The 25,053-nt window shown below is 58.1% G+C and carries 25 protein-coding genes and 1 tRNA gene; 4 read left to right on the forward strand and 22 right to left on the reverse strand.

Features of this window, described 5'->3' with window-relative positions; genetic code table 11:
• The first annotated feature begins 179 nt into the window (after positions 1 to 179).
• The 4 genes from IFT53_RS06050 (at position 180) to IFT53_RS06065 (ending at position 4,410) form a co-directional block, all read left to right on the forward strand.
• Entirely contained in the window at positions 180 to 1,244 is a 1,065-nt protein-coding gene (locus IFT53_RS06050; RefSeq protein ID WP_192064416.1) for a Tim44 domain-containing protein, read from the forward strand.
• Between the two features lie 370 nt (positions 1,245 to 1,614).
• Positions 1,615 to 2,802 (forward strand): OpgC family protein, encoded by a 1,188-nt coding sequence (locus IFT53_RS06055; protein ID WP_192064415.1) that lies wholly within the window; start codon positions 1,615 to 1,617, stop codon positions 2,800 to 2,802.
• 198 nt (positions 2,803 to 3,000) lie between these two features.
• Positions 3,001 to 4,197 (forward strand): tRNA 2-thiouridine(34) synthase MnmA, encoded by a 1,197-nt coding sequence (mnmA, locus tag IFT53_RS06060; RefSeq protein ID WP_192064413.1) that lies wholly within the window; start codon positions 3,001 to 3,003, stop codon positions 4,195 to 4,197.
• A 136-nt stretch (positions 4,198 to 4,333) separates the two neighbouring features.
• A tRNA-Met gene (locus IFT53_RS06065) sits at positions 4,334 to 4,410 on the forward strand.
• Between the two features lie 293 nt (positions 4,411 to 4,703).
• Here IFT53_RS06065 and IFT53_RS06070 read toward each other — a convergent pair.
• The 22 genes from IFT53_RS06070 to IFT53_RS06175 form a co-directional block, all read right to left on the reverse strand.
• Positions 4,704 to 5,174, reverse strand: coding sequence for a hypothetical protein (locus IFT53_RS06070; protein ID WP_192064412.1), 471 nt, complete (start codon positions 5,172 to 5,174; stop codon positions 4,704 to 4,706).
• A 61-nt stretch (positions 5,175 to 5,235) separates the two neighbouring features.
• Positions 5,236 to 5,937 (reverse strand): hypothetical protein, encoded by a 702-nt coding sequence (locus IFT53_RS06075; RefSeq protein WP_192064411.1) that lies wholly within the window; start codon positions 5,935 to 5,937, stop codon positions 5,236 to 5,238.
• Positions 5,934 to 8,492, reverse strand: a complete 2,559-nt coding sequence (locus IFT53_RS06080) for an SGNH/GDSL hydrolase family protein (protein WP_192064410.1) — start codon at positions 8,490 to 8,492, stop codon at positions 5,934 to 5,936. Before IFT53_RS06080 ends, IFT53_RS06075 begins: the two co-directional genes overlap by 4 nt.
• Positions 8,489 to 9,100, reverse strand: coding sequence for a DUF4376 domain-containing protein (locus tag IFT53_RS06085; protein ID WP_192064409.1), 612 nt, complete (start codon positions 9,098 to 9,100; stop codon positions 8,489 to 8,491). Before IFT53_RS06085 ends, IFT53_RS06080 begins: the two co-directional genes overlap by 4 nt.
• 9 nt (positions 9,101 to 9,109) lie before the next feature.
• Complete coding sequence (locus IFT53_RS06090) at positions 9,110 to 10,642, reverse strand: DUF2793 domain-containing protein (RefSeq protein ID WP_192064408.1); 1,533 nt, start codon at positions 10,640 to 10,642, stop codon at positions 9,110 to 9,112.
• Entirely contained in the window at positions 10,642 to 11,238 is a 597-nt protein-coding gene (locus IFT53_RS06095; protein ID WP_192064407.1) for a YmfQ family protein, read from the reverse strand. Before IFT53_RS06095 ends, IFT53_RS06090 begins: the two co-directional genes overlap by 1 nt.
• 2 nt (positions 11,239 to 11,240) lie before the next feature.
• The gene (locus IFT53_RS06100; protein WP_192064406.1) at positions 11,241 to 12,380 is read right to left on the reverse strand and encodes a baseplate J/gp47 family protein; all 1,140 of its coding nucleotides are present in this window, start codon (positions 12,378 to 12,380) and stop codon (positions 11,241 to 11,243) included.
• Positions 12,380 to 12,841: a phage GP46 family protein gene (locus IFT53_RS06105; RefSeq protein ID WP_192064405.1), complete on the reverse strand. Its 462-nt coding sequence runs from the start codon at positions 12,839 to 12,841 to the stop codon at positions 12,380 to 12,382. Before IFT53_RS06105 ends, IFT53_RS06100 begins: the two co-directional genes overlap by 1 nt.
• A gap of 59 nt (positions 12,842 to 12,900) precedes the next feature.
• Positions 12,901 to 13,458 (reverse strand): phage baseplate assembly protein domain-containing protein, encoded by a 558-nt coding sequence (locus IFT53_RS06110; RefSeq protein WP_192064404.1) that lies wholly within the window; start codon positions 13,456 to 13,458, stop codon positions 12,901 to 12,903.
• A complete protein-coding gene (locus IFT53_RS06115; protein ID WP_192064403.1) occupies positions 13,455 to 14,651 on the reverse strand; it encodes a phage baseplate assembly protein in 1,197 nt (398 codons plus the stop codon). Before IFT53_RS06115 ends, IFT53_RS06110 begins: the two co-directional genes overlap by 4 nt.
• The gene (locus tag IFT53_RS06120; RefSeq protein WP_192064402.1) at positions 14,648 to 15,898 is read right to left on the reverse strand and encodes a DNA circularization N-terminal domain-containing protein; all 1,251 of its coding nucleotides are present in this window, start codon (positions 15,896 to 15,898) and stop codon (positions 14,648 to 14,650) included. Before IFT53_RS06120 ends, IFT53_RS06115 begins: the two co-directional genes overlap by 4 nt.
• Positions 15,898 to 18,315 (reverse strand): phage tail tape measure protein, encoded by a 2,418-nt coding sequence (locus IFT53_RS06125; RefSeq protein ID WP_192064401.1) that lies wholly within the window; start codon positions 18,313 to 18,315, stop codon positions 15,898 to 15,900. The genes IFT53_RS06120 and IFT53_RS06125 overlap by 1 nt, the downstream gene beginning before the upstream one ends.
• Before the next feature lie 215 nt (positions 18,316 to 18,530).
• Positions 18,531 to 19,010, reverse strand: coding sequence for a hypothetical protein (locus IFT53_RS06130; RefSeq protein ID WP_192064400.1), 480 nt, complete (start codon positions 19,008 to 19,010; stop codon positions 18,531 to 18,533).
• The gene (locus IFT53_RS06135) at positions 19,007 to 19,372 is read right to left on the reverse strand and encodes a phage tail tube protein (protein ID WP_192064399.1); all 366 of its coding nucleotides are present in this window, start codon (positions 19,370 to 19,372) and stop codon (positions 19,007 to 19,009) included. Before IFT53_RS06135 ends, IFT53_RS06130 begins: the two co-directional genes overlap by 4 nt.
• Before the next feature lie 16 nt (positions 19,373 to 19,388).
• The gene (locus tag IFT53_RS06140) at positions 19,389 to 20,876 is read right to left on the reverse strand and encodes a phage tail sheath subtilisin-like domain-containing protein (RefSeq protein ID WP_192064398.1); all 1,488 of its coding nucleotides are present in this window, start codon (positions 20,874 to 20,876) and stop codon (positions 19,389 to 19,391) included.
• A 5-nt stretch (positions 20,877 to 20,881) separates the two neighbouring features.
• Positions 20,882 to 21,052 carry a DUF2635 domain-containing protein gene (locus IFT53_RS06145; protein WP_192064397.1) on the reverse strand — a complete coding sequence of 57 codons (171 nt, stop codon included), beginning with the start codon at positions 21,050 to 21,052 and terminating at the stop codon, positions 20,882 to 20,884.
• Positions 21,049 to 21,639 carry a hypothetical protein gene (locus IFT53_RS06150; protein WP_192064396.1) on the reverse strand — a complete coding sequence of 197 codons (591 nt, stop codon included), beginning with the start codon at positions 21,637 to 21,639 and terminating at the stop codon, positions 21,049 to 21,051. Before IFT53_RS06150 ends, IFT53_RS06145 begins: the two co-directional genes overlap by 4 nt.
• The gene (locus tag IFT53_RS06155) at positions 21,639 to 22,076 is read right to left on the reverse strand and encodes a gp436 family protein (RefSeq protein ID WP_192064395.1); all 438 of its coding nucleotides are present in this window, start codon (positions 22,074 to 22,076) and stop codon (positions 21,639 to 21,641) included. Before IFT53_RS06155 ends, IFT53_RS06150 begins: the two co-directional genes overlap by 1 nt.
• 64 nt (positions 22,077 to 22,140) lie before the next feature.
• Positions 22,141 to 22,575, reverse strand: coding sequence for a hypothetical protein (locus tag IFT53_RS06160; protein WP_192064394.1), 435 nt, complete (start codon positions 22,573 to 22,575; stop codon positions 22,141 to 22,143).
• A 133-nt stretch (positions 22,576 to 22,708) separates the two neighbouring features.
• Positions 22,709 to 23,602 carry a Mu-like prophage major head subunit gpT family protein gene (locus IFT53_RS06165; protein WP_192064393.1) on the reverse strand — a complete coding sequence of 298 codons (894 nt, stop codon included), beginning with the start codon at positions 23,600 to 23,602 and terminating at the stop codon, positions 22,709 to 22,711.
• A 9-nt stretch (positions 23,603 to 23,611) separates the two neighbouring features.
• Positions 23,612 to 24,001: a hypothetical protein gene (locus IFT53_RS06170; RefSeq protein ID WP_192064392.1), complete on the reverse strand. Its 390-nt coding sequence runs from the start codon at positions 23,999 to 24,001 to the stop codon at positions 23,612 to 23,614.
• Between the two features lies 1 nt (position 24,002).
• Positions 24,003 to 25,043 (reverse strand): phage protease, encoded by a 1,041-nt coding sequence (locus IFT53_RS06175; RefSeq protein WP_192064391.1) that lies wholly within the window; start codon positions 25,041 to 25,043, stop codon positions 24,003 to 24,005.
• Between the last annotated feature and the right edge of the window lie 10 nt (positions 25,044 to 25,053).

The raw sequence follows: 25,053 nt of genomic DNA on the forward strand, positions 1-25,053 counted from the left end.
ATCATCACCCGGCACAGGAGAAATCCTGTGCCGGTTTTTTTGTATTTTCGATCAAATACTTACCTATGGTTGCATATCACGAAAAATTTTATGCCATGTGTCTAAAAATGATGATCCATAGTTGCTATATCGCATTTCAAGATCCGCTCATTGGGAGGGCGGTGCAACAGGAGAAGATGATGTTTGCTGCCATTAGGCGCTTTAGGGGTTTGTTTGCGGTTGCGGCATTGGGAATTGCCGTATCGTTCATTGCTGTCGATATGGCTGAGGCAAGACGCGCCAGTGGCGGGTTCGGCAGCCGCGGTACACGCACCTTTTCCGCGCCACCGACAACAAACACTGCGCCGGGCCAGTCTGCACCGATTAACCGCAGCATGACGCCAAACACCAACCAGGCGACGCAGCCGGGCGCAGCCCAGCCAGCACGCCCTAACGCACAGGCGGCTCCGCAGAGCCGCGGTATGTTTGGCGGCATGATGGGTGGTCTCATGGGTGGTTTGCTGATGGGCGGCCTGTTCGGCATGCTCATGGGCGGAGGCTTCGGCGGCATGGCCGGTTTCTTCGGTCTTCTGATCCAGGGTCTTCTGATTGGCGGCCTTGTGATGCTCGCCATGCGCTTCTTCAGATCTCGTCGTCAGGGCCAGCCAGCTTTTGGCGGTGCCGGCAACAATGCCGCACGCAACGATTATTCTGCCCCGCAGAATAACCAAAGTGGGCTGGGCGGCTTCAAGATCCCGCAGATGGGTTCCAAGGCTGGCGCGGCAGCGGGTGTGGCTACAGCGGCAGCTGCCGCGCCAAAGGCTACACCGCATGAAAATGCCATGTCTCAGGGTGATGAGATTGGCATGACGCAGGCAGATCTCGAAACATTCCAGCAGACACTTCAGAATGTGCAGTCCGCTTATGCTGCGGAAGACTACGGCACGCTTCGCAAGCTGACCACACCGGAAGCCATGTCCTATCTGGCCGAGGAATTGAGCGACAACGCAACCAGCGGCGTGAAGAACGATGTGCGCGATGTGACGCTGTTGCAGGGTGATGTGGCCGAAGCCTGGCACGAAGAGGGCAAGGATTTCGCGACGGTCGCTATGCGCTATTCCGCTATCGACGTGATGCGCGACCGAAACACCGGCAAGATCGTTCAGGGCGACGAGAACAAGCCAGAAGAATCGGTCGAGCTGTGGACATTTGTTCGCTCCGGCAAGGCCGAGTGGCAGGTTGCCGCGATCCAGGAAGCTGCCTGAGCATCTTAAAATATACTGACAATGATTATGGCCGGTGCGGGTGTCTCCCGCACCGGCCATATCTTTTGCAAACGCCTTACAGGGCAGGGAATGCAGCGCCTTGAGCGCCAAGCCATTGATTCTGCTTGCCGCAGTTCTTCCACGCAATGGCCTTTTTCCATTCATCCAGCGTTCAGTCAGGGGCCGTTAACCAGACCGGGACACGGCAATGTGACACGGACGCGGACAGCAAACCGCCATTTTGGGCGGAACCCTAGCTTGGAAGCAGCGTTCTCGATCCAGGTTTGGATGGTGCCCCAAGAACCATCCTGTCATTCGGATCAGGCGACCTTGGCTCAAAAGGTTCCTGCGAGTATGGAGAGCAATCACGATGAAACGCTTCGACCTGATCGACGGAATGCGCGGTTATTTCCTCGTTTTCATGCTTATCAATCACCTCGTCTTCGCAGGTGGTCTGTGGCTGATGGAGATCAACCACCGCCAGCTGGCTTTTGTGGAAGACGCTCAGGGCTTCGTGTTCCTGTCTGGCCTGCTGATTGGCATGGTCTATGCGCGCAAGATGATGAAATACGGCTATGAAGCTGGTCGTGACATGATCTGGAGCCGGGCGCTGGAGCTTTACAAATACGCCATGGGTCTTGTGATCGTCGTGCTGTTTGCGCGCATGGTCATCCCGCATGCTCCCTATATCTGGTACAACTGGCTGGGCATGACATCGTTTGACGATCCGCTTCGTCTGGCTGCCATTGCGACCTTCCTGTTTCAGCCCACCTTCATGGATATTCTGCCGCAATACATCGTCTACATGGTGTTTGCGCCGCTGCTGGTGAAGCTGTGCCTGGATGGGAAGTGGGCCTATGTCGTTGCCGGTTCGCTTCTGGTGTGGATGGCTGGCCAGCTTGGCTTGCAGCAACTGTTTACGGCACCCGTCAACGAACTTGTAAAGGGTGCTGACGAGCAGGGCATCCGCGTCAGCTTCAACCTGTTTGGCTGGCAGCTAGTGTTCTACTCCGCGCTGGTGATGGGTGCCATGACGGCGCAGAACAAGATTGCCTGGACGAAGATATTCTCGCCACAACGCAGCTGGATTGCCAAGGCGGCACTGCTGGTCTGCCTGTTCTTCGTTCCGCTGCGCATCGCAACCGCGTGGAACCTGATGCCGGAATTCATGCTCGGCAAGTTCTCCACCATGGAAATCCGTGCCGACTTCGGCCCAGTGTACCTCATCAACTTCCTGGCTGTGGCCGTGGGCCTGACATGGTTGCTGATTGCTGGCCCTAAGCATCACAATCAACTGGTGCAGAAAGCCGCCGCTGCCGTTATCTGGGTTCTGTCTCTGCGGTTCCTACAGCTTCTGGGTCGCCACTCCCTGCAGGTCTACGTCTGGCATGTCGCGATTGTTTACGGCATCTACTATCTGGATGGTCGCACCGCTGAACTGACGCAGATTGAAAAGACTGTTATCGCGCTGGTGGGCGTTGCGATGCTCTCTCTTCCAGCCCTGTGGCGGGAACGGGACAAGTGGATTGGCAGCGGCCAGAAAACGGCCGGCGCCTGAGCGAACCAACAGAGGTATTGATGCGGGGAGGGCGGCCATGTCGCCCTCTACTTGCGTGTTTGCTCATTTCTTTCTATATGCAGGCCTGAAAAATCTGGATGTTGCGCGGTGTTGGGTCATGGAACCTGCCTTTGCCAAGCCAGATACGACAGGCGGCGGGGCCTTGAACCCCGGTATGACTGACGATTGGAAAAACACGTGAACACGCTCGACTTTGATAAGAAGCCGGAAGACACCCGCATTGTTGTCGCCATGTCCGGTGGTGTCGACTCCTCGGTGGTGGCAGGCATTCTCAAGCGCGAGGGCTATGATGTCCTGGGCATTACCCTTCAGCTGTACGATCATGGAGCTGCCGTTCACAGGGCCGGTTCCTGTTGCGCGGGGCAGGACATCGACGATGCCCGCCGCGTGTGCGAAACGCTCGGCATTCCGCACTATGTGCTCGATTACGAAGCGCGTTTCCGCGAGACCGTCATCAATCCCTTTGCCGAAGCCTATGCCATGGGCGAAACGCCTGTGCCGTGCGTTGCCTGCAACCAGACGGTCAAGTTCGCCGATCTTCTGGCAACGGCGCAGGAACTGGGCGCTGACGCTCTGGCGACCGGGCATTATATCCGCTCACGGTTGAACCCGGTGCCGGGCCAGCCCAACCGGCGGGCTCTATATCGCCCCATCGATAGCGACCGTGACCAGAGCTGGTTCCTGTTTGCCACTACGCAGGCACAGATCGATTATCTGCGCTTTCCGCTCGGAGGCCTTTCCAAGGCCGAGACGCGTGAGCTGGCCGAAGAGATGGGCCTTGTCGTTGCCAAGAAGGCAGACAGCCAGGACATCTGTTTCGTCCCGCAGGGCAAATACACCGAGATCATCAACAAGCTGAAGCCGAACGCCGCACTGGTGGGCGATATTGTGCATCTCGATGGCCGTGTGCTGGGTAGCCATGACGGCATCGTGCATTATACGATTGGCCAGCGGCGCGGCATTGGCGTGGCCACCGGCGAGCCGCTTTATGTCGTTTATCTCGATGCGCGCAGCCGCCGTGTTATCGTTGGCCCGCGTGAGGCGCTGGAAACGCACCGCGTGTATCTGCGGGACATGAACTGGCTTGGCGACAACCCATTGCTGGACGATGCGAGAGAAGGCTTCTCCTGCTTCGCCAAGGTTCGCTCCACGCGCCCGCCAAGCGAGGCTGTGCTGCATGCGGATGAGCGCGGCATCTATGTCGATCTCGCCATTGGTGAGGCCGGTGTGGCCCCAGGTCAGGCCTGCGTGCTCTACTCAGCCCCCGGTGCCGACGCGCGCGTCTATGGCGGCGGCTTCATCGAGCGCTCGGAACGTTCGCCCGAGGCAGAAGCATCGCTGAAGGCGCTGCTTCAGAACCAGGTTGCCGCCTAACAACAGCATGGGTTCAAGCGACGTCGTGGAAAGCAGAATTTTTGCGCATCTTACGCTTGACACTGACCGGAGCGGCACCTTATAAGCCGCTCATCCTGATGGACAAGCCAGTTACAAAACTGTCATGTCCCTCTGTGGCGGGGTAGCTCAGGTGGTTAGAGCAGCGGAATCATAATCCGCGTGTCGGGGGTTCAAGTCCCTCTCCCGCTACCACTTTTTCCAATTTAAGACTTGTATAAGCTCAAGCTTTTGCTGCTACTTGCTTTTATTGTACCCTGTAGCGCGGTTTTGCAAATTTGACAGCACGTTTTGCAAGTTCTGACTTTTGCAACCGCCCTGTACCCTGTAGCGCGTTTTCGGAATTTTGACACGAGAAACCGGAATTTTTAGAATTCCATAAGGTCTGTCAAACTCAATTCAAACGCTCCTTAAGTCCCATTCAAAATGTTGCGCGTGACTTGCGAGAGACAGCGAAGACTCTGTCGTTTCGCCACCCCTTTCGCAACCTACTTACGAGCGGGTACTGACAGATATATGCGAATGCAAACCTTTCGTGCCATCGCGAGCGTTCCTGCGGATGCGATTGTCGAACCATCAACAATCATTGATTTTCCTGCCTCGACAAATAACTTTCTAGGTGAAGCGTTGATAGCAGCAAGCGGTGCGCCTTGAGCGTCTAAGAGTATGAAGTCGCTTGCAAGGTACACAAGGCCAGAGGTCTCGTTGGTAGCAGCGTAGGCCAGCAATAAGCCTGCTGATTTCAAGTCTGTTCCTGCCAACTTTTCGTTGATGCTGAAATTGCCAATACGCATCAATGCCGTTTTGACGGAAGCATTCGCGAAATCTGAATATGAAACACAGTCGAACGTTCCAAATTGCTCAGCAGCTGCATGCTCCATTCCAAATAAACAAATTGCCAAAGTCGCCGCCGCTCTTCTCATGTGCCCCTCAATATTGTCTTTGACCGGTTGCACCATGTAGCGCGTTTCCGGAATTTTTAGAATCTAATATGTCAGTCAAACTTTCTTCAAGCGCCACTTAAAGCCCTTTCGAAGGGGTATCCTTGGGCCACGAGATTTCCGGCTGCGCACCCGATACCTGCAACAGCTTCGAGACACGCGTCAGCGTCAGCTTGTCGATGATGATCCTCGGAGGGATAGCACCCTTGACCGTTTCGACATAGAGGAGCGGCTTATCTCCAGACGCTATCAGATGACCTACCTTGATCACCTGCCGTTCGGCGTGCTGGGCCGAAATACAGAGATGCAAGTGGCATACTTTTGGATCGATGGTTTCAATTGTCGTGACATCACCGCCCGACCACAGGCGATAATTCTTCCCATTTCGAACCGACTTGCAGCGATCAAGTAGGAAGTCAGGCCCCTTGAGATCGAAGCCTGCATCCGCGTTTTCGAAAGCCTGACAGCGCTCAAAGGTGATCCGTGCATTGGGATGCTCGGTGGCAAATCCATCGCCCTGCCAGTAGGTCTTGCCGGGTGCAGGACGTGTCCGAAACCCTTTCATTGTGCACCGCTCTACACACCAATCAGTGCCGCCCTCCTGGAACTTGACACCAGTTGCTGTCCATGGCGATTGCGTCTCACCGGCAGCATGGCCGGTGAGCATCGAGAGCGAGCCGCCGATGCCACCCGTGACGCGAATGAACTCCCGCGCCACGGCTTTGTCGGTGATGCCTTTGAGGATGCTGGGGCTGAAGAGCCTATAGACTTGGTGCTTCATGGGCCCACAACGGTGAAGACAGTCACACGCCCATCGTTAACTGCTCCGCTGTAGTTCTCCTTAACGCTGACCGTGAAGGATTCTCCGGTGAGAAGGACAGGGCCGCGAATGAAATCTCCATCCGCAATCCAGTCGGTTTGCGGCACCCCGCCCTTTGTTACGCTGACAGTGATATCCGAGTTTGTCGTTCTGTTAGACAGCGCCCCCGCGTAATTGGCACCGGACGGGCCGACCAGCGGCGTCATCGTCAGCGCCTTCACCGCCACCTTGGAGATGATCTTTCCAGCCGATACGCGGTTGTTCCACTTGTCCGTTCGGTTGCCGGAACCAGATGATGCGTTGCTGACCAAACCCGATCTTCGAGCAGCCGGAAGGATGCCGTTGACATTCACCGCTCCGATCTCAACGCCGTTTTGCAGCACCTGGACAATGTCGTTTGTGCCGTCACTGTATAGGTTGGCGATGATCTCGTCGCTATTTGCTATAGCCTTATACGGCACTGTCGCCAGCAACGTGCTTGGCGTTCCAGCGGTTAAGCGTTGCACTACCGGGACGCCGGACCCCTGCACCACATACAAAGAGTTTGCTTCGTCCTGCACAAGAATTGCTTGACGCAAACCAGCGGACGCCGCCCCGACAGGGATATAGCCTATTTGCTGATACCGCGTGTCGCCCTGTTGAGGAGCAAGGTACGCGGTGATCGGAAGAGCACCGCCGACCGAGTTGTTGATTGCCGCGTTGGTGTTGATCGTGATCGCGCCGGAGGCTCCGCCTACCCGCGTCCAGTTGGCCGAGTAGTCGGCCAAGTCCGTGCCATTGGTGCCGGTAAACAAGTCCGTATAGCCGTCGTCAATGTTGGTGACGGTTAGCGTGACGTTCTGGCTAACAGACGGCAAAGACAAGTTGTAGGGCTTGGCCGTGATGGTGAATGTATAGACGTTCGAGCCGCCTGCATCGGCATCGAAGGCACCGGCTGTTAAGTTGCCGTATTGATCGATGGCGAACAGTGCTGCATGCGTGCCTGATAGGCTGAATGAAGCTGGACGCGATGTGGTTACAGCGGTTGCGAAGGGTTTTTCTTCTGCCGTCGTCATCGAGGCAGATGACGTGAATGTCAGCGGCGTGGTGTTCGCCTCGTCATAAAGGAACAACGATGGGTCTGGCACTTCCTGCAAGGCAATTTCCGTGAACCGGATTTTTGCTATGCCGCTACCAGGCGCAAAGTACATGGCCGCATAGAGGCTCGCGCTTGTCGTTGTCGCCTGTGACGGCATGCCTTCAATGACGCCGGAATAGGCCACGGCAGGGCCGGGAAGAACGGCAGTCGATACAGAGGTTTCCGTCGACCCCCCGCTGTTCGTTGGTCCCATTCCGAAAGATGAGTTAGCGCCTGTCGTTAATCTGATCTGAGGCGCACCCAGCCAGCCGTTGAACGCATCGACCTCAAACCGCACCTTTGGCACATACCACTTGCCGGGAACGACTGTGACTGCCGCTGGGGTGAGTGTGAAGCCTTCAGCCGTCGCCGCCGTCATGGTGGAAGTGTCGGTAGCGATTTCTGTGCAGCGTTTGCCGTTCTTGACTACGACGGCGGATGAAACTGTGGCAGTTGTCGCACCGGTTCGAGCAACCGTATGACTGTCAGGTGCTTGGCCAGTCACAGCCGCGCCAACTGTGCCGCCCGTGCCGCTCATAGCAGCATTGGTGACAAGGTTGCCCGTCAATAGATCACGGGCCGGCACCGCTTTGAGGTAAGGCCCAAGAGCGGCCAAGTAGATGTCACCCATTGCCTTGCCGCCAAGGGTGGAAAGGTGGGTCATGTCAGGGCGAACAAGCGCAGCGACCGGCTCTTTACTCGCGGATGCCAGATCAACGAATGTCGAGCGGACTTCGATAAACGGAATACCGTTGTCCTGGCACCATGTCTTCATTGCTGCGTTGATGGCCGGTATCAACAGACGAGGCGCGTTCCCGGCAAGCCAAGGCCCACCAGCATTCGTGCCGCGCTCCCAAAGCTCTTTCACCGCGACCGCCTTGCCGCCTGCGATCAGGGCGAGGATCATCGGTTTGACAAGGTTCAAGTAGCCATCAACGGAAAATGTCGATCCGTCAGGGTTGTTGAACTGTACCGAGTTGGAAGACAGAGCCACGATAACGAGGTGTACGTCTGACGCCAAAATCTTTGGAACTCGCTGCTTCATCTGAATGAAGCCCTCGCCATCCTGCGCGAAGACAAGACCGTTTATCCGGGATTGCCCGGCAGCATCGTAATAGAACGACGCGCGGAAATTCTGCCCCTGCATACGCGCCCACATCAATTGGCCCATGGACATCGTGCGAACCTGTCCCGCTGCCCCTTCTCCATTCTGGCGCTCGCGGGAACCGCCGATTTCTGCAATCAGCGGATCTGCAGGAAGAGCAGCCAGCAGCGCAGCGTTTGGGAGCACAGGAGATCCGCCCCCGCCCTGAGGTGGGACGAACCCCATTGATTGCGGAGTGGCAATCCCTCGGGAAAGCGGCCGATCGGAGTAGGAAACGAGAGACGGTCTTTTCACGTGCTGATCTCCATCGGCCAGCCGATTGCGTTGACGGCTGTGACGGTTTTCGCCGCCGTGATCTGGGCGTTGAGTGTTGCAAGCGTGGTCTGGCAAGTGACGACGTGGGCCTTTCCGTCGCGGCCTGCCTGCTGGATTTGAGCCGCATTGTGCATTTTCCAGTTCCAGACACCGCCCGCATCGCGACACCAGAACGGCGTCTGCCAGTCGGCAGGAAGCTCCGGCATGATGCTGTCGGTAACCGAACCCATAAGGTTGATTTGGTCTTTCATTTCGCTTGGATAGATGTGGGCCGCGCCCAATGCAGCGGACGCAAAGCCACCTGTGATCTTCGCACCACAAATCACAGTCAGGGTCGCAACACGTCTCTGCTGGGCAGCATCGAGCGCGCTGGATCCGACAACCAAACCATAATCCTTCACAACGTCGAGGAGCGCTGCATCAGTCTGATTGCCCCACTCGTCGCGAGGCCAAGGTGTTGGATAGTTACCGCTCGTCAGCCAGGCCTGAAACGCCTGACTATCCTCATTGACCACCGACTCCGATGCAGAGGAATAAATCCGCCCGGTTTCGTCGATCCAATACCAGTCCAAAGGATTGAAGTTCATGAAAGCCTCTTATGCGTATTGGCCGCCCGTGACGGTCGAGCCTGCTATTGAACCGGGATAGTGATTTACGCCTGCACCCAGTGAATCAATCACGCCGTTCTTGCTGGCGCTGAACCTCTTGCCGGTGACAACTCCCGCTCCGATGGTCGACGAGAAACGGCCCCAGATCGTGCCAAGATCATCGGCAACTACAGACGCATTTGAGATCGTGATGTTGTTTGGCGTATTCAGGACAGGGTTGTCGGCGGGATTAAGGGTGATGTTGCCACTGACAGCTGCTGACAAAATTATGGGGGCGTTACCGATGATATTGATCTGTCCGGTGATGATAATGTTGCCGCCATTGGACGCGTAAAGATGCGGTCCAAAGCAAGAGCCGAAGCTCATGGCCGAGATATCAACCGCAGCACCGCTTGCCGCTGCATAGACGCCGCAACCAGCGTCACCGCCACTGGCTCCCGACGAGGACACAGTAAATCCGCTGAGTTTCCACCGGCCAGTTATGGCAAGAAAACTGGAGCCGACAGGTTGGCTCACAACGCAATTGGCAGGATTGCCGATATTGCCAATGATACTGACCGTTCCGCCACTGACGGCCCCCAGGATCACAGGACCAACATAGTTGCTGTCAGCGACGATGATCGAAATGCCATACCCATTGAGATTGATACGCTGGGCGAACAGCACAGCCTTCTGGATCGTAGCGAATGCAGTGCCTGGAGTGGTGCCGTTATTGTTGTCATTGCCGGTCGCTGCGTTGACATAGAACGTGAGGTTCGTAGTCAAAACAGGCTGAGTGACCGACGCCCACCATTTGGCACCATCGTAGGTAAAGCGGACAGGCCCAACGAGTTCACGGCCGGAGAGCGGTGCTCCGAAGACATTGACCACGGGCAGCGCACCGCTGTTAGCCAAGTTGAGTGTAACCGGGCCGGTGTTGGGCGTTGTGATGTTCAGAACGACTGACATGCCTGCGACCAAAGCTGGCGCAGTGGGCGTCAGAGTTGCAGTTATGGCGTTCGAGGTGCCGCCGATGACGCCGGTTGACCATTTTCCGGACTGAACATCCAGGGCGATCTTCTCGACGTAGGTGCCGTTCACCCTTTCGAAGATGCGGCCATCTGGAAGCGAGATCCCGTGGCCGTCTACCGGAGTTGCATAAGACCAAGCCGAGCCGGTCCACTCGGCGATCTTGCCGATGTTTGCAGCCCATACGCCCGTTGCGGCAGCCGGAACAAGGTAGCTGTCGCCAGCGGCTGCGCCAGCTGGTGGCGCAGCCGTGGTCATGGAAAGAACCGCTAACCACCTCAAACGATCTGCGTTGCCGCGAATGATTTTGAGCGCCGCTGCAAGCTGCGTCCAGTCGTTCGGGTCTGGTTCAATTCCGGCCTCCAGAAGGACTTGCATGATTTCTTCCTGTAACGAATTCAGGAAGGCCGCAGTCACGACCGTGCCCTGTATGCCGGTGGGCAAGTCCTCGTCACGAAAGCCGCGTCGGCCTGCGCCAATATCCGTGGTGCCAACACCGATAATTCGATCCATCAGGCATCTCCATAAGCAAAAACAACATGGGTATGAGCTGGCTTGATCCGGCGCAGCTCGCACTCGATTTCAGAAAGGGTGAAGGTGCCAAGACGGTGCCCTGCCTGGCTGACGCCGGTGCGGAACTTCACCACATTGACGAGGCCTGGAACGTTGATGCGCCAGACGAACTGGCTTCCCTCGGGCAAGAGGCGCTGACCTGCGCGAAGGCCACCAGCAGTGCTCGGCCAGAATTCTTCAATGGTGATATCAACGCCAAGCTTGGCAGCGACCTCGATCATGTAAGGGATCGACTGGCCGCCTCTGGCAGTCCAGCGCTGATGCGCAATGCGCTGGCGTTGCTCCAATGTCTGTTGCGACGTGTCGCGCTCACACGGGTCAGGCCCGAGGCAGCGCTCGAAATCCGGTAAAAGCGCATTGGCAGCACGCGGGTCCGTCTCGCGCATCAGCTCTTCGGCATCCTGCTCGATCGTGCCGATTGAGACCGCAAACGACGACAGGACCGCATCCAGAACACCGCCACGCATGCCAAGTGCCCAGCCGTTTGGAAGGTTCTGTATGAGGCTTTTAAGGATTGTTGAAACCGGTCTTGCCATCCCTAATCCTCAAAGATGATGGCAGCGGGCACGGGGTATTGCGTGCGCTGAAGCGTGTAGGCTGCGGCAGGTACGATCAGATCATGGGCGTACTCGCCGGCTGCGGACGAAATCGCTTCGGAGATCCGCGACCGCTCGATCAGCGCGCCGATCGGACTGTCATTCTGGGCGTCATCGTCATCGCCAATGGTTGCGATGAAGCGGGCGTAGGCATCCGTGACCGCTGCCCTTGTGGCAGCAGTGTCCGGACGCAATCGGATGGTCAGAGGAACAGGCGTCAATTGTCCGCCTACGACGACAGTCCGCGAGGTCACGGGCTTGACGCCGGTTCGGCTCGATGGTGGACCAAGATGGTTTTGAACCAGAGCGATCTCGGCTTCGGTCGGCACGCGGGCGGAGCCGTCATCATCGCGCATGATCAAAACGATGCCAACAGAGCCATAGCCGATCCAGTCGGGCACAACAGCGACCGCTTTGACAGAGGCAACCTGCGCCACCCAGACCGGGTAATCAAAGCCCGCGCCACCGTGCGGAGCCTGCCGGATACGTTGCAAATAGGCAGCTTTTATCTCGGCGGGCGTTTGCTCATCCGCGCCGCCCGACAGTGCCGTCGCGATGGTCACTCGCGAAATCTCCGGGTATGACGTGACAGTTGCTAGCCGGATGCCGCTTTCAAGGTTGCCAGCCGTTCCAGCCTCACTGGCGGAAGCCGGAACGATAACTGTCCCATTTAAGCCAATCGTCGCGCTGGCTGTCGTGACATAGAGCGCTGCGTTGCTTGCTGAAAGCTCGATACCGGCTGGAAGGACAGTTCCGGCAATGCCTTCGATCATGACAGAACCGATGGCGGTCAGAGCGCCGCGCTGCTCGGTTCCCCAGATCGACGCATGGCGAAAGATCATGGCGTCGTCGTCGGCGCTGTCGGGCATGTACTGCCTTGCCCAGTAAGCCTGATGATCATGGACTTCGCGCAGCTCGGCCGCAACGGCCCGACCGATCTGGGAAAACACACCACGGGCAGATCGCACGGCCCGCGATATGGCGAGCGGTGACAGGTCCGGACGAATAGCCAGAATGCCCGTCTCAAGCGAAGCCGAAATCTTTGCGAAGATCTCGCCAGCGGTTGGAATGATCCACGCCATCAGAGATCCACACGCTTGGAAAGGGAAACTGCACTGTCATCGATGGCCACGCGGTAACCCAGCACGCCAGGGCGAACCCATGCCACCTCGATCTGGGCGGGCGCTCCGGTTTCGCTCTTTGCCCAGGCAAGAGCTTCCTGAAGCCAATACTCGGCCATCAACCGTGTCGTCTCAGTCTCTTTCGCCCGGTCCAGCAGCCAAAGCTTGGAGCCGCTCATCTCACCAAACGGATCGATGCCATCACCAACACAGCCACGACGTTCGGAAAAGCTTGAGGGCGTCAGGAACTGGGAACGTCCTTCCGGCAAGGGATCATCAACGGATGCGCGACGATCAAGACCGAGTGACAGGATAATGGATGGAACCGGCGTTTCGTCAATCAACAGATCGCCGTCATCGCCGAGCGTGAGATCGCAACGGCGCGTCGAAGCATCATAGGTGAGCGCGAGATCGTAGAACATGGCGCGAAACTATCGCGCGCGCGCGTACCGCATCATGCCTGCCACAGCGGGCGGCAGCACTAAACCGGAGGTCCGGATACACCAGGAGGCGCAGAAACATGGCCGTGGTCATCGCCAATATTCTTGTCGTTGTGCTTAACTTGACCGCCCGTGACCTCAAGTCCGGCCGCCGAAAACTTCATGGTAGCGCCGCCAACTGCTACCTCGAAACTGTTGGCTGACAGGGTGAATTTCGATCCGCCAACTTCAGCCGACACAGTCGTTGCGGACGTGGCGCGAATGTTGCCCCCGGCATCCACAACGATCTTGTCGCCATGCTCGTTGTAGATCCCGACTTCACCCTTGCCCAGGCCGCCAAGCCGCTTGCTGGGATTGCCAACCGGCAGCGCGACCATATCGCCCTCATCGCCGCCGATGGCCAGCACGATGGCCAGTGCGCCGTCTTCCGGGGCATGGCTGGAAAGACCATAGACTTGAGAGATTTCTACGTTGTCGCGCCAGATGCCGTCTGCCACCTCGACGCTTGCCGTCTGGGCTTCGCCGTCATCCTTGATGTTCTTCAGGACGACCCGGCGAACCATGCCGCGAATTTTGGAGGTGGTTTCATGGTCACTCATAGAGCCTGTGCCTTTCCATCGATCGCGCCGGATGACTTTGAGGCCTTGGCCTTCTTGTTTGTACGCCGCTTGCCGACAGGCTCTTTGTCGAAGGCTTCAGGGCTGATGATTGCCATCTCTGTGGCGCGTCCAGACTCGTCTTCGCGATACGTCACCCGAGAGATCAGCATGTCGCGTTCGACATCGAGGTAGGCATCAGAAACATAAACGAGCTGGTTGACTGTCCAGAGCTGGCCGTTGGCAACGTGGCCCTTCACTGTATGCGTGATCTCTTCACTCTTGGCGCGGGCCGTGCGGCTCCGCCAGTCGGCCTCGTCCTGCGCCGAGACATTGTCGGCCTTGGAGCGCGCAAGATGCACAATCGGGCGGTAGCGGGTGATTTCGTCATCCTTGGCGCGACCCGTAGCGGCCGTGCCTTTGCGCTCCCGATCCGTGGCAGACCCATCACTGTCTTGCCGATCCGAGGCCGAGATCGGCGCGGCCGTTACATCCAGCGACGCGGCCCCGCGTTCTTTCCCAGCCGCTTCACCCTGTCCACGAACAATGGTTTCCGAATACCGGCCCTCATGGCTGAAGGAGGCAGACGCGAACAGGACATTACCGGGCAGTCGCAGATCAGCGGGAGCGCGAGACTTGCCCGTCTGGGTGATGACAACCCCGCCAACGCCGTCTGAAAGGATCAAGGCATGTCGGCTTCGAGTGCCCTTTTCGATGGCCGAAAACGCGCTTTCAGCCAGATCGAGAGAGTAGCGAGCAAAGGGCGCGCCGGTGTCGATCTCAGAGCGAACGGAAAGACCATAGGGCGCAACGATCCGTTTGACAGCGTCTTCAAGCTTGACGTTCTTGTATTCGGCCGTGTCCTTCAAAGCTGCGCAATCGATCAGGTCGCCCGTTTTGTCACGGCCGGAAATCGTGACGCTGGCCTGACGCTCTCCAATGTCGGGAGACACGGTTTCCAGCCAGCCTTTCAAGACAGCCCGACCATCAATGAAGATATCGACGGAAGGACCAGGACGCAGTTTGAAGGCTGAACCCGCAGACGCGTAGGGCAAGGATTGACCGGACCGTGCCTTGTCTCGGAACGTAAAGCTGAAGCTGCCGGAAAAATCCTTCAGGTCTCGCGTGACCTCGGCCGACAGCCATTGGTCATAAGGCTGGCCGTCGATCACGAGGGAAATGCCTTTGAGCTTCATCGGCGGATATCCAGAACTTCGATTGCGCCCGGCTCCATCGACGCGGGATGACTGGGATCGTTACGGGCGACGATATCTCTGTAAACATCCTCAATGCGCGACGGTGTATCGCCCGCGACATGCAGCGCGAGCTGCCAGGCGCTGATGTCGTTTGTTGGCTTGAATGTCAAAACGTCTGGCAGGCGGCCAATCACTTCGTTGATGTCAGCGATGACGGAAGCGTGGAGATTGCGCGACGCCCGGATCAGCGCAGAGGCTTCCGCCTGGAAAAGAGCGGAGCCGAAGGTCTCCAGTTCTTCGACCAGGGCGGTGATGGCGAGCGTCATTCGGGAACGAAAATTCTGAGCCTCGCGACGTGATGCATAGTCGCCGTAGCTGGATTGGGCGGCGGCGGCCGCGAGGAACTGGGCAGCGGCCGACAGCAAAAGTGCACGATCGGAATCGGACGGCGCAACGATGGCAGCGTCGGACAGTCGGCGTGCAAATGACAAGCCGATCTCCATCACGCTCTGGACTGACGGTCTTGTTTCGACAGGTGCGGAGGCTGCTGGGGCAACAGCGGGAACATCCGTCGCCGCCTCGATAAGAGCCGCTGCGCCAGCAATCCATAGATCATAGCCGGTTGATGTGGCGGGAGCCTTCGAAAGTGCCTTCAAGATTTGAGGCATGACGCGAGCGGAGCCAGCCGGTGGCGTGATGGCGCTGGCGGCGGCCGAAACGATGCGGGCCGATCGGGTAACAGATGCCGTCCTGGTCGCGGTAATGATGCGCAGGCCAACGGCAAGCGCCAGAGCCGAGGCGGCTGACACCATGGACGAAACGGCAGTGCCAAGGCCCGAGGCAACCGCACTAAGAAGGCTCGATGCGGCAAGCACCCGCTTGAAGCGGGCGCTGATACGCACCAAGCGCAATTCCTTGGACGAGAAAGATATTTGCGCCGGCTCATCCATCATGACCGACATCGGACCAAGCCATGGATGCAAAAGAAGGCCGGGTCCTGCGGCCTCAAAGGCGGCCTGCAGAGCCGTAGCCCTCAGCTTGTAATCATCGCTGATAACCAGCGCGTCGATGGAAACCACAGACGGCAGCACCCCAAAGTCGTCATAGGCGGCTGCATCAACGCCTGGGAAAAGATACTCCAGAACACGCCGTCCGCTGTCTGTCGTGGTGTCAGCAATGTGGAGCGGAATGCCACGGTACATGCCGGGAAGAAGACCGGGTATTGTGTCCAGACTATCTAGGTTCATCAGGGCCGCCCCACTGCCCGACCAGTATTAGGCTTGATCGGAACGGAAGGATTGTCGGAAGTGACGCTCGTGACAGCAGCTGGACCGGTAACTTGAACATTGATCGTTCCGCCAACTGTCGTGCTGGTGGCAGCCTGCGCAGGCAACGTGTTGTTGTTGGCAGGAAGTTTGCCCGGCCCATTCAGGAAATCATCGAGGGCCGCCGCCCTGTCACTTCCATCGCCAGACGATCCAGCGGCAACGCCGTTCGGAAGGATTTCGCCCGGCTTGTAACTCATGCCCTGGACGGCGCTTGTCACGGCATTGATAGCATTTGCGATGCCTTGGAACGCACCTGCGACCCAATCAGGCACAAACGCTTTCCAGTCTGGTGTGTTGGCAAGGCTTTCCAGAACCTTTGCAAGGCTGTCGGCCAACCACGCCACACCCTTTGCAAGATCGCGGATAAGCGCAGTGACTTCGCCTGTCAGGCCACCGGCAAACGCGCCAATTTTTTCGAAGATGCTGCCGATCTGGGCGTCTCCTATTCCGACCAGTCTGCCAATCGCAGTTGCCATACGGCCAATCGCCTGACCGGTTTCTGCGAAGGCTTGCACCGTCCCTCCTAGGTTTTCGCCAATGGTTGACAAGTACGGTGCAAAGCCATTGCCGAAAGACTTCATGCGCTCCCATGCATCGCTAATGCCGTTCAACGCAGCATCCAGGGCGTTGAGCGCCATGACGGTTGCGCTGTCGACGTTCAGGCCAGACAGGTCGAGCGTGAAGCCCTTTTGAAAGCCCTCGAAAACCTCTTTCAGGCGACCCATCCCGACTTTCGCGCTTGTCCAGGCATTCGCCAGCCCGCGGCCGATCATGGGTCCATAACGGTCAGCAAGGCTGCGCCCCGCAGCTATCATCCCGTTCCACACCCTGGCGGACGCAGTGCCGAGATCGCGCATGGCAGTTTTCGCACGACCCCAAAGGTTTATCAGCTTCGGTGCGTAGCTGCTCCAGTTCCGGTAAACGTGAACCGCTCCCGCAGCGAGTGCCGCCAAAGCCAAGCCGACTGGCGATACCAAGGCCAGAACGGCGCTCAGTCCAGCTCCGATCAATGGAATGGCCAAACCCAAAGCGCCCAGCGCAGCAGCTGCCAGCACGCCAGCACCAGCCAACGCGAGCCCCTGCTTGACCATGCCGCCTGTGGACGCATCCAGTTCACGAAGCCATTTAAGGCCGTCCATCAGGTAGCCGTTGATCATCGGCATCCATGTCCCGAACGCCAGCCCGACTTCGCGGCTTGCTTGCTGCCCGATTTCGCCAAAGATCATAAGCTGTCGATTGAGGCCCTGCATCTGGGTTTCGAAGTCGGCATCGATGATACCGCCTGTCGCTTCTGCAACTTCGTTTTTAATCCGCTTGAACTCGTCAACGTTGCTGAGGAAGGGGATCAAGAAGTCCATAACCTGCATGTCGGAGAACAACTCTCCCAATGCGCCAGCGCCATGTATCTTTTCCAGCTGCTCGCGAACGTCGGCAAGGGCGTCCGCACCTTCCAGCCCCTTCGCCTTGGCCCCCTCCATCATTTTATTGATTTCTTTGCCCGAAATGCCCGTCAGCTTGACGATCTTCTGCATGACAGCCTCAATGGGATTAATCCCTTTGAGGACTGCATCTTGCATCACGGCCTGAATATCGACACCCATTCCCGCGAAGTTTTTGATAGTCGTTGGGGCGAGGATCTTCGACAGGAAGTTCTTGAGGTTGTTTGCGGCCTCGGCTGGGTCAGATGTTCCCTTACGGGCGATCTGGAGCGCCGCGCCAAGAAAGTTGACGGCTTCGCGGCCGGTAACACCAAACTTTGCCATCTGGCTTGTGAGCGTTGGCAGGTAACGTGCCATATCCTTAAGTTCGAACGCACCCTCTTTGCCAGCCACAACAAGTCCGCCAAGCGCACTCTCAAGCTGGTCTGATGGCACTTTCAGCGTCTGAAGCAGCGACGTGGCAACGGCAGACATATCGCTGAACTCGGCATTCGCTGCGGTCGCAGCTTTGCCGATCGTTCCGATGGACGCATCGATCAACGACCGATCCACACCGGCCGCGATCATCTGACCAGCGCCTGACGCAATGATGTCGGAGGTCTGACCGACGAGCAACGCCAGCTCTTCGTATTGAGCTTTCTGCTGATCTACGAACTTGAAGGCTGCTTCGTTGGTGAGATTGGCCGTTCCGGCGATATCGATCAGTTGCTGCTGAAACGCTGCGGCCTCGCGCATTGGCCCCATAAAGGAGATGGCTGCGACGGCTGCACCGACAACACCGATCTTGCGGGCGAAATTAGAGATGCCTTCGAGGGAGCTGCGCAACCGGCGCAGAGGGCCGGTCAAAAGATCGCGCATACGCACGATCACATCAAGGTTCATATTTCTATTGGCCACGGTCGCGCCCCGCTCTCACTGGCGGGCAACATACGCGCGGGCGCGCGGAGGCATCATGCCCACCCGCGCGGGCGGGCATGATCAACCTCTCGATTTTTCGCTGACGTGGTTTCTGTAGGCCATAATGCAGTTCCACCAGAACCGCAATTCAGAGATCGTCATGGCCGATATTTCGGCGGCGCTGAAGCCGGAGCCGTCAGCGACGCCGCCCGTCATTATCGGCCAGTCTTGCGGCCACTCGACAAAAAATGGTTGAGGACACGCCCACCGTTGCTGATATCGGCGGCATCCATCTTGTCAAAGAGAGCATTCATGATGGCCTGATTGATCCGGGTCGACTGTGCAAAGGCAACGACAGACATCATGTCGTCAGTGGCCGAGGCAATCGCACGCTGGTTGGCACCGTTGAGCCGGTGGAACGTCAGCTCCTCGAATTTGCGGTCGCGGACTTTTCCGTCCTTCCGGCTGAGGATTGTGACCGGGAATTCCAGCGGCAACGAAATTGAGCCGTCGTCGTTCTTCTTGGCGGATTTCGGCAATGCTGCCAGCGGGTCGATATCTTCATCAACGATCTCGGCCGTTCCGTCCTCGATGACCGTAACGCTGTCTTCTTCGACAACCGTGTTGGACGTGGAGACGCCTTCCGCGTCCTCGTCCATGTCGATCTGAAGCGTAGTTTTGGGCACCGTCTTCATGACAGGATTTCCTCGGGCGAAGACGCCGCCCACTTGAGTGCAATTTTACCGCCTTCGCCGCCCGTGATGGTCGGGATATCATCGACGAAGAAGGCGTCGTTAAAGACGTAGGTCTGGCCGGTATCACAGATCACCTGCAATTCACCTTCGCCTGCATCCCATGTGTTGCCCCAGCGCTGGCCGCGCTCAAGGTTGGTGGTCGCGGAGATCTCCGATCCCTGGTATTCCTGAGCGCGGCTCACCTTGCGACCATAGGTCACCGCGTTATTCTTGATGCCGCCGAGGCGCAGTGTCGCGCCCGTCTCGACCGGCAGGTTTCTCCCCCGCCAGACGATATCGACGATGCCCAGTGTTTGTGTCATCGTTCAAAAACTCCTGTTAGACCTGAAATTCGAGACTACCGGCAAGCACCATCAGATTGCCGACGATGCGGATTTGCTGACGGCTTTCCAGCCGGTTCTTGTCGTCGGATGAGCGCTGGAAAATGCTCTCCTTTACGGTGCGATTGACGTCCTCGATCCAGACCTTCTCGCCATAGAGTTTGCAGCGGGCCGCCCACGAGGCGTGCATGCGCGAAGGCGTCACCACGGCTGTGCCTGGATCACTATCGTCATCGTTGCGGCTGGCAAATGCACCGGCCGCGTCGTCATCGACGAGCTTGGAACGCGGATACATGAGGGAGGCATAAGCCTGCCAGTCGTAGCGGATGCGTGAAAGCGTATGCGGCACCATGATATCCAGCCACGCCCGGTCAGCCACGCCGAGCGCCGAGACCTTGTATGTCGTGATCATGCGGGAAATGGTGGTGGTGCCGTCCGCCAGATGGTCAAAGGTGGAGATCCCGCGCTGAAGAAGCAGATTGTTTTCTTCTTCAAGAAACTGGTCGGCAGGCGACGGCGCTTCGACGCCTGGCACCACAAGCGACCGCAACTGGCGGGCTGGGTCGTTGGTCAGATGGAAGGTGGCGATACCTGCGGCCGCAGCTGCGATAATCCACGAACTCGTCGGCGACTTGTTGAGACCAAGGCATGTCAGATGTGCAGAGTTCGTCAGGTTGCCAAAAGTGCTCAACTGACCGTAGGTGCCGCGCTTGGCCGTAAATGCGTGGGCATCGAGCTTTGCAGTTGCGGTGTAGCGATTGCGCAGCCATTCGACCAGAGCTGCGAGATTGGTGACATCTGCAAACGGAACGACCAGATGGGTGAACCAGGTGTTCGTCAAAAGATCGAGAACTGGCTGAAGGGCAGGATTGCCTACACCGTTTGCCATGGCGGTGACTGTCACGCTCAAACCGTTTGGCACCGGCTGCGCTTCTGTGTGGACACGCAGATCGATATCGTTGCCAACGTCGCCGCCGTTTCGGGCGGTGCACGTCACCACACCGGCAGCCGCTGCGGCCGTGACAGCATTGGCCGTGTCGGCATTGATGGCAGCGGCAAGCTTTGTCGCCATCGCTGCCACGTTGTCCGTGGTGAGCGCGGTGAAGCGAATAGGCCGACCGGCAATCTTGAACCGCAAAACAGTCGCCTGCGGGATCGCGCCTGCAAACGTGATGGTGCCCGTCGCTTTCACGGCGCCAGCGTCATCAGCAAGTGCCGTCACGAACAACGGCGTGGTGCGGTTCGCATTGCGGAAGGCCGCAACCATTTCAGCGCCAACCGAGCCCAGGCCAAACAGGGCTGAGCCTTCTTCAGCACGGGTGACCTCAACCAGCTGGCCCGCCTGCAGAGCACCGTTCGCAAGCTTCTGACCGACAATCAGCGCACGCGTCGGATAAGGAAGAACGCCCGTGTTGCGATAGTTCGGCTTGATTTCGAGGAGGGTGGCCGGTTCGAGCCAATCATACGGGATCTCGTTAAAGTCCATGGTTCTTACTTCCTTTTGGGCTTGGGTGCATCGTCGGGTGTCGCATCGATCAGATCCCCATCAGCAATCCGACGGCGAACAAAGAGCGTGTCTTCGGCCTCCATGCCGTCTGTGGGCCATGGCGAGCCGTCCACACAGTCGACCGTTCGGCCTTCGGCTGGTTTGAGAAATTTCATGGTTGCTCCTGTGGAAGGGACAGATCGTCCGCAACGGTGTCGCTGTTCGGATCGTCGGTAAGAGACCAGGTGATGCCCAGATCCTTGAAGTCTTCAGGCGTCATCAGGCCCGTTGCTGCGACCGAGCATGCGAAGCTGAAGGAAAAGTCGATCTGGGAAATCGCCACGTTGTCATCGGTCCACCCGTCAGCAATCACGCTGTTGGCAAGGGTGACTTTCGTTGCACCCTGACCGGCAAAATTGACGCCCTGCAGCAGCACGGTGGAAACATCGACCATGGCATCCATGCCGATATCGCTCCGGTCGCCCTTAAAGCGAGCTTCAAGGCCGCTTGAAACCGAGTTCACCAGGATAAGACGCCAGAGCATATTTCCTTTCAGCATGCGCCCGTTATCGCTGTCTGGCTTCATGCCGGTCCAGGCGAGGCCGATGAACGGCGTCAGCTTGGTAATGCGCTTGAACTCCGTCAGGCTTAAAACCTGCGGCACGCGCTCGATGGTGAAAGTCTTTTTTGGGAAACCCAAACGGAGCCGCTCGGTGATGAGCGGTTCCTGATTGCGGATCGGCATTAGTGGAAAGGTGTCCATCAAAACCCTCGCAATGTTTCGAAGGTCACGATGCGCTCGCGATCGGAGATGCGCGGGCCGGAGCCCACGGCATTGCCGCCTGTCACGGCTGCAAGCGGAATGTCGAGGTGCACGATTTCCTTGGCGATGTTCTCCAGCCACTTGATGACCTCGGCTTTACCCTTGGTCATTTCTTCAGACGGGCTGGAGCGTTCCGTGTCTGCCAGATCATGGCGGGCGATAACGCAGGCTGCACGCACGATGTCCTTCGGCGGACTTGCGATCGGCACGAGGTAGCGGCCACGAATGTAACTGTTGATCAGGGCCGTGGCGTCTTCCAGTGCCGTGTTGACCTTCACTTCGTCAGGCGCTTCAGCCGTGCGATCTTCCGGATTGGACAGGCGCACGATCTGCACCTCTCCAAAGCGGGCGATCATATCGGTGACGGTGGCGTACATGAATTGCTCCTAGTGAAGTGCGGCGGGGCCGTATCGCCCCGCCGCCGTGCGGTCGCTCGGGGGGTTATTTCGTGCCGTTCTCGGATGGCTTGGAAAGTTCGGTGATCTTTTTGGCGTCTGCCTTTGCGGCGGCCTCAAGCTCCTTCACTTTCGCCTCGGCTGCCGACAGCTTCTTGCCGAGCGCATCCATGGCGTTGTCATGTTTTGCCTTTGCCTCGGCCAGCTTTTCGGCGAGAGTTTCGCTGAGGGTCTTGTTGAACGCCTTTTCCAGCTCCACTTTCGCGGTTTCGACCTTGGCATTCACAGCCGCATCAAACTCCGGCCCGGAAAAAGCGGTGCTTGCAGAATTCGCATCCAGCACCATGAAAGCCGGGTCGGCTCTGAACGCATCTAGCTCTTTGTCGGTCCAACGATCCTTTTCGTAGATAGCGGATGCCGGGTTCTCTATGCCGTTGCGACGGATGCCCGGCTTCGAGCAGATGATCTGAATTTTCGACATGTCAGGTTCCTAGTTTTCGACGGGTTTCAGGAAAGCGGCGACCGCGCCGTTTTCCGAAAACCCGCCAGCAGCCGTTAGGAGAGAAGCTGCTGGCGGCATCAGTGGAGCGATGTGGAACGCTCGACCGATCAGGTTATGCCAGGTGCGGGATGACGACGACGGTTGCGGTCTTTGCCCAGACGTTGGTGTCACCGCCATTGATCAGGGCTGCTTCCACGATCTTGCGAGCGGTTGCCTCCAGTGCGGGCGGCACGAGCAGTTTCGTTGGACGGATCGCGTTGATCTGGCCGTCGCGCTTGCGGATCGACTGCATGGTGGTGCGGGCCGCGTCGTAGTTTGCCTGTGTCAGCTCCAGCTTGGACTTGAATGCCAGCTGCCAGAGACCAAAACCGGCGTTGCCGCGTGTGTCGGCACCCCAGACATACTCATCCCGCCAGAACACGTTCGGGTCGGTTTCCGCAAACATCTGAGTAAGCTTGATCGCTTTGCGGCTCTGCCAGATCATCGGCTTGATGACCTGCGTGTCATCGATCAGGTACCAGGCTGGCTGTGCACCGGCTGCATAGTTCGAAACCGAGATCTGGTTGCCCTGCTCGTTATAGCCGGGGTGATCGGTGTCAAAATAATACTGACCGTCATAGCAGATCGTTGTTTCGCCCTTCTTGAACAGCGGCCACACCAGCGTGTCTGGGAACGACGCGCCGTCCTGACCATACTGCGCTGCAATCGGCGTGAAGATGCCGATCTGATCATCCTCGATCTGACGTTTCTTGATGGCGATGGTCTTTTCGAACGCACGGTTCGTGATCGAATAAAGCGATGCGCCAACGTCATGAGCAACGCGATCGCCGATCCATTCACGGAAGCCGGGCAGATCGTCCAGGCGCGGGTACTCGTTGGCAAAGGTCGTGGAACCAACCGTCATGGCGATGGTGTTGTAGAAGGTCGGCGTGGCGGCAAGAGACTGATTGAACAGGGTCGAAAGACCCGTGTAGATGCCGCGCAGGTTAGCAATATTGATGTCCATTTCGGCCCCTTAAAGCGTCTTGAGCCAGACGCCGTCCGCGTCGATGGCATCGATGGTGCCAGCCTTGAGCAAAGAGCCCGCAGTCAGCGTGAATGTGTCGTCGGCCGAGGCATAGACAATCGCGCCGATATTGGCGGGCGTTGCACCGGCAAGCGGAATGTTGGTGACACCCTTGCGGGCGTTGATGAGGCGGTCGCCTGTTGCGCCGTCACGGTTATCGACGGCCTCTTCGGCGAAACCGATCAGCGCCACGCAGTTGGGGTGAGCGGCAGGCACAGCGGCAAGGGCTGCGGTGACGCCGATCATGGTGCCGCCGAAGATGCGGACACCGCCAAGAACCGGATACCCGTAGGCATCGCCCTTGCGCCACTTGCGGCGAATATCAGAGGTTGCCGTCATCTTACGCTCCCTTTGCGAACAGCGATTTGTGCTGCGTCTTGAATGCCTCGGGATCCACGCCCATCATGGACGCGATTTTGAGTTCTTCTTCGGTTGCGGTTTCGCCGGTCACTGGCGGCTGGCGATTACCAAGTCCACCGGCGTTGATCGATGGCATCAGCTTGATCTCTGCATCCACCTCGGCCGGGTTCTTGGAATGGCGGCTGATCATGTGGTCACGAAGGGCGGGTACGATCTTGCCAGCTGCAATTGCCGCATCGACGGTAGATACGGCACGTTCCTGGGCGTTCGTCGTGATGAACGTTTCGAGGCGGGAGTTGAGAGACGTGACCTGTGCCTTCAACTCGGAATTCTCGGCCTCGACCGTAGTGACGGGCTTCAGCTTTGCATTCAGCGCCGTGACGAGGGCTTCGCCTTCGACCGTGGCATCGACGCCAATCGCCTGGGCAACGCGGCTCATAAGCGCTGCCTGACTTGTGCTGGCGGAGTGAGATGCAGTGATGGCCGCAAGGATCGCGGCCTCATCTGCGGTTTCCGGCAGGCCGAAAGCCTTCCGGAGCGCTTCGAGGTCCATTGAATTCTCCATGGAGGTTGAATGAAGGGAAGTGAGAGTGAGGTTCGGATCGTTGGTCAGAGCCACACGCAAAAGCCGGGCAATGTTGTACGGCGGCTTTGGAGGGTGCTGCAAAACCGGCGAAACGTAGCCGTAGGCTTTGCCCTGCATCAGAGACAAACCTTCTGGCGTCCACTCGACCTTCGCCCAGATACCGTCTTCGCGAGATTGCAGCTCAACGATCCAGCCGCGAGCGGGAGCCGAAAAGCCCTTCTTGCCTGCCAGATCGGTCGAGTGATTTTCGTCGATTGGAAGCTTACGGCCTTCAGTCGTGAAAGCCGCGATGACCGAGGCGGCATCGTTCAGGAAGTAGGGGCCGCGTCCATCGACTCCGGTGAAGCGACCGGCAGGGATGACGTGCATCCATTCCGGCGCGCCAGCGGTTGCCGACTGAAGAGCAATAATGAGGGTCGAAATCGTGTTGTGCATGACCGGGATA

The sequence above is a fragment of the Rhizobium sp. CFBP 13644 genome (genome assembly GCF_014842165.1).
Classification (GTDB): Bacteria; Pseudomonadota; Alphaproteobacteria; order Rhizobiales; family Rhizobiaceae; genus Agrobacterium; species Agrobacterium tumefaciens_C.